Raw genomic sequence first — 4,406 nt, 5'->3', positions numbered from 1 at the left:
CGGTAAAGCCAAGCCAGATACCACCCATAAAAGTGGTGGCCAAGGCTCCGGCGGCAATTTTGCCAATGACCGCGAAAAGGCTTCTGAAGCCGGCAAAAAAGGCGGCGCGCACAGCGCCGGCGGCGGTAACAAGAAGTCTTGATTGATGCACCACCGGGGCCCGGATTTTCCGGGCTTCGGTCTGAATCAGGGGGATTGAGTCATGAAGACCAGTGTTTCCCAAAGGATGTTGATTATCGTCGGTTTGTCAGTCCTGCTGACCAACCCAGTTTGCACCGCGTTCGGCGACAGCATTGCCCCCGCAAACTCGCTGAGCGGCAGTGGCGCCGCCGGTTCTGCGCTGCCTCCCGGCACGTACCCGAGCAGCCCGTCCGACAGCGACAAAAAGGCCGAGACACCGCCGAAAGAGAAAGCCTCCACCAGCGGCACTTCAAGCAAACAGCCAGCCAGCAAAAAACCCAGGAAAAAAACCCAACGCAGCGGTAGTTAGCCCTCGGCGTGCTGGTCGAACTGCTCGCGCGCCTGGCGAAACGCCCCGCCGTTATCCACCACCCAGGTCCACAGCGGAATCATGTGGACCAGTAACTGCGTGCCGAGCGCCGTCAGCGCGTATTCGACCTTGGGTGGCACTTCGTGAAAGTCATGACGCACGACCAAACCATCGCGTTCCAGCTGGCGTAACGTGCGCGTCAGCATGCGCTGGGTGACACCCTGCAGGCGCCGGCCAATCTCGGCGTGACGCAGGCGCCCGGACACGCCCAGCACATGCACGATGCCCAAGGACCACCGGTTGCCGGCGTGGGTCAGCACTTCGCGCTTGAGGCCGTCGTCGTCCGCACTCAGCGCATCACAGGCCCCTTGCGAGCGCCGGATGATCTCGTCGTTATCCATGTTCCTCTCCCGGTATCACTGGTGTGCCTTCTTATGCGCGGCGATCAATTCTGCAAGCATGCCACGACTTTCAACACAGACGGAGAACCCAATGACCCCCTCTTCCTTTCTGGTGCTGGGCGCCGGTGAACTGGGCATGGCCGTGCTGCGCGCACTGGTCACCCAGGCCGCGCCACACTCAACGCGCATTGCGGTATTGCTGCGCCCCGCCAGCATGCAGTCTGCGGCGGCGCAAACCCTGCGTGAACTGGGCGTTGAACTGGTAGCCGGTGACCTGCAGAACGACAGCCAAAGCACCCTTGCCGCGCTCTTCTCACCCTTCACCACGGTGATCTGCTGCACCGGTTTTGCCGCAGGCCCCGGCACTCAACGCAAGCTGGCGCAGGCGGCCATCGACGGCGGCGTGCAGCGTTATGTGCCGTGGCAGTTCGGTGTGGATTACGACGTGATTGGCCGTGGCAGCCCGCAGGATACGTTCGACGAGCAACTGGATGTGCGCGACCTGTTGCGCGGGCAACACGGCACGCAATGGCTGATTATCTCGACCGGAATGTTCACCAGTTTTCTGTTTGAGCCGTCGTTCGGCGTGGTCGACCTGGCCCACAATACGGTGCATGCCTTGGGCGACTGGGACACCGCCGTGACCGTCACCACGCCCGAGGACATCGGCCGGCTGACGGCGCAGATCGTGCTGGCAGAACCGGCACTTACCAATCAGGTGGTGTACACCGCTGGCGATACCCTGACCTACGGGCAACTGGCCGATACCGTCGATTCGGTGCTCGACATTACGCTCAACCGCGAGCGTTGGTCAGTGCCGAGCTTGCTGGCGGACCTGGCCAAAAACCCCGACGACACCCTGCAGAAGTACCGCGCGGTATTCGCCCAAGGCAACGGCGTGGCCTGGGACCGCGCCGTGACCTTCAATGCTCAGCAGCACATCGCCGTCACCGACGTTGAACGCTGGATTCGCCAGAACCTCACGGCACCGGCAACCACCCGCTGAAGCCACCGTGCCTGGTCAGTGGGCTCCAGGCGAAGTCCCACGCCGCTGCCGGCAACCTCTGATGCTCGGCGCCTGCAACCGCAGCGTCTTTCCAATCGAAAACCCTTGAACCTTGCCAGGCCAGGACCACGCCCCGGGCCTGGCTGTCATCGGTGTGTATCCAACAGGCCGCCGCAGCCGCCATAAACGCTTCGATGGGTTCAGCGTCAATCTGCGTCTGGTACGGCGACGCCAGCAGCCAACGGCACACGTTCAGGTGATAGGTCCAATCCAGCGGCGGTTGGTGGTGATAGGCCCAGATCATGAAGCTGCGAAACAGGTTCAGCCCCTCGGGCGGGTCGAGTTTGAGCAGCGCCGGGCAGATGTCGAACAGCGTGTGCCAATACGGCAACAAACGCGCGTCCAGGTGCACGAAGCAACGCGAATTGCTCGGGTATTCAAGCGCCGCCGGTTCCGCACGCAGGCGACGGGACGCCTTGCTGACCAGGCGACGAGCGCCTGCAGGCAATACAGGGTTCATGAAATGCACTCACAGTCGTGACGATAGAACGCCTCCTGATCACAGGAAGCCCAAGGCACACGTCAGAATGCGGGGGAAGCGCGGGGGTTGGCCGAGGGCCAGGAATAGCGCGGAGGCGCCTTGTTGCGCTGCTCATGGGCCGGGCGTGGGGTTTGCCCAAGGCCCAACAGCCAGGCCAGGCCGATCAGGAACACGATCGCCACGGTCACGGCGGAGCACACCGGGCAGGCAAAGTAGTTCGAGATGTTGCTGGAAGACGGGTTAGTCAACCCTTTGTCGGAAAGTGGCCGCTGGCCGCCTTCGACAGAACAGAACTGGCCGCCGATGCCATTGAGCTGCAAACCCATCATCTCGCCATGGCCCAAACCGCAGACGAACACGTTCATCAGCACGCAGAAGTACAGGGTCCAGGCGATCAGCGAACGGTCGGAATGGCGCAATTTCATGGCGGCGACTCTACCACCGAAGGCCCAAAGGGATGAAGCACGGCGCGCCCCTGTGGCAGAACGTCGCAGATTACGCGGGCTGGCCAGGGTTGGTAGACTGTGCGCCCTCCTCGTTACTCCTATTCAAAGCCTGATGTGTAGCTCCAGAGCAATGCAGGCGTTTCACAGGATGCACAGTTGATGAGTACGTTATTCACCCGCCGCAAAGTGCTGACCGGTATGGGCCTGTTGGGCCTGGGCAGCCTGCTGGGCGGCTGTGACTACAGCCCCAAGCTGAACTTCAAGTACGGCAAGGACCTCAGTGACAAGATCATGGGCCGCACCTTCAAGCTCAAGAACACCGACGGCGAAACCGTCACCCTGAGTTCGTTCCGTGGCCTGATGCCGGTGGTGTTCTTCGGTTTTACCCAATGCCCGGCGGTGTGCCCGACCACCCTGGCGCGCGCCGCCCAGGCCAAGAAGCTGATAGGCCGCGACGGCAAGATCATGCAGGTGGTGTTCATCACCCTCGACCCCGAGCGCGACACGCCGGACATTCTCGACAAGTACGTCAAGGCCTTCGACCCCAGCTTCGAAGCGCTCTACGGCACCCCGGAAGAAATCGCCGTGGCCGCCAAGGAGTTCGGGATCTTTTATGAAAAGATCCCCGCCGGTGATACCTATACGCTGTCTCACACGGCCACCAGTTTTGTCTTCGACACCCGCGGCAACCTGCGCCTGGGCCTGTCGGCATCCCTTACCGCTAAAGAGTGCGCAGAAGACCTGCTCACCGTCATGGAGGTCTGCTAATGACTGCCGTTCAACACCTCAAGCGCATCACCTTTGGCCTCACTCTGCTGGGCCTCGCCGCCCACGCCAGTGCCCAGGTGCAAGTCACCGACGCCTGGGTGCGCGCCTCGGTGCCGGGCCAGCCTTCGAGCGGGGCCTTCATGACGGTCACTGCCGACAGTGACAGCAAGTTGCTCAGCGTGGCTTCGCCGCTGGCCAAGGATGTGCAGATTCATGAGATGAGCATGAAAGACGACGTGATGCGCATGGGCCCGGTGGATTCGGTGGCGTTGCCTGCGGGCAAGGCGGTCACGCTTGACCCGAATGGTTACCACGTGATGCTGATGGGGTTGACTCGGCAGATCAAGGAAGGTGACCAGGTGCCGCTGACGTTGACGGTGGAGGACGCCAAGGGTGGGAAGCAGTTGGTTGAGGTTGTGGCGCCGGCGCGTGGGCTGGATGGGGTGGATCACAGCGCGATGCATTGAGCGGCCGGGGGGGGGGGTTTGGGCTTTTTTGGGTGTATATCCGTTATTTGGGTGATGGCTTCAATGGGTTCCGCTCTTACAGCGGGTCACTTTTGAAAGGAGCCCAAAAGTAACCAAAAGGCTCTTGCCCCTCCACTCGGCACCTCGCCTCCGGCTCGGTGTGCCCGCACTCCGGCTTGAATCCGTGGGCCGCCGCCACGCGCCATCCATGGCGCGGGGCGGCTAACCCGGCATCCTTGCCGGGTTACCCACGGATTCAAGCCTGCGTGCGGCCATCGTGGTTAACG

At 62.1% G+C, this 4,406-nt stretch carries 8 protein-coding genes; 4 read left to right on the top strand and 4 right to left on the bottom strand.

Annotated elements, in window-relative coordinates; all coding sequences use genetic code 11:
- A partial coding sequence (locus WBB95_RS06680) for a general stress protein (protein WP_424486848.1) occupies positions 1 to 142 on the top strand: 142 nt, incomplete at its 5' end.
- Positions 143 to 186: 44 nt separating this feature from the next.
- Here the strand turns inward: WBB95_RS06680 and WBB95_RS06675 are convergent.
- Both WBB95_RS06675 and WBB95_RS06670 read right to left on the bottom strand, forming a co-directional pair.
- Entirely contained in the window at positions 187 to 438 is a 252-nt protein-coding gene (locus WBB95_RS06675) for a hypothetical protein (protein ID WP_424486847.1), read from the bottom strand.
- Between the two features lie 48 nt (positions 439 to 486).
- Positions 487 to 891: a winged helix-turn-helix transcriptional regulator gene (locus WBB95_RS06670; RefSeq protein ID WP_424486846.1), complete on the bottom strand. Its 405-nt coding sequence runs from the start codon at positions 889 to 891 to the stop codon at positions 487 to 489.
- Positions 892 to 982: 91 nt separating this feature from the next.
- Here WBB95_RS06670 and WBB95_RS06665 point away from each other — a divergent pair, with 91 nt between their 5' ends.
- Entirely contained in the window at positions 983 to 1,897 is a 915-nt protein-coding gene (locus tag WBB95_RS06665) for an aromatic alcohol reductase (protein ID WP_424486845.1), read from the top strand.
- Here the strand turns inward: WBB95_RS06665 and WBB95_RS06660 are convergent.
- Positions 1,872 to 2,417, bottom strand: coding sequence for a putative natural product biosynthesis protein (locus WBB95_RS06660; protein ID WP_424486844.1), 546 nt, complete (start codon positions 2,415 to 2,417; stop codon positions 1,872 to 1,874). The genes WBB95_RS06665 and WBB95_RS06660 overlap by 26 nt on opposite strands.
- A 62-nt stretch (positions 2,418 to 2,479) precedes the next feature.
- Entirely contained in the window at positions 2,480 to 2,863 is a 384-nt protein-coding gene (locus WBB95_RS06655; RefSeq protein ID WP_424486843.1) for a DUF2946 domain-containing protein, read from the bottom strand.
- A gap of 180 nt (positions 2,864 to 3,043) precedes the next feature.
- On the opposite strand from WBB95_RS06655, the gene WBB95_RS06650 reads away from it, so the two are divergent.
- A complete protein-coding gene (locus WBB95_RS06650; protein ID WP_424486842.1) occupies positions 3,044 to 3,652 on the top strand; it encodes an SCO family protein in 609 nt (202 codons plus the stop codon).
- Complete coding sequence (locus tag WBB95_RS06645; protein ID WP_424486841.1) at positions 3,652 to 4,119, top strand: copper chaperone PCu(A)C; 468 nt, start codon at positions 3,652 to 3,654, stop codon at positions 4,117 to 4,119. The genes WBB95_RS06650 and WBB95_RS06645 overlap by 1 nt, the downstream gene beginning before the upstream one ends.
- Positions 4,120 to 4,406: the final 287 nt, after the last annotated feature.

The organism is Pseudomonas sp., from assembly GCF_049645325.1.
Lineage (GTDB): Bacteria > Pseudomonadota > Gammaproteobacteria > Pseudomonadales > Pseudomonadaceae > Aquipseudomonas.
Note: the sequence above shows the minus strand (reverse complement) of the source record. Positions and strands in the feature narration are given on the sequence as shown.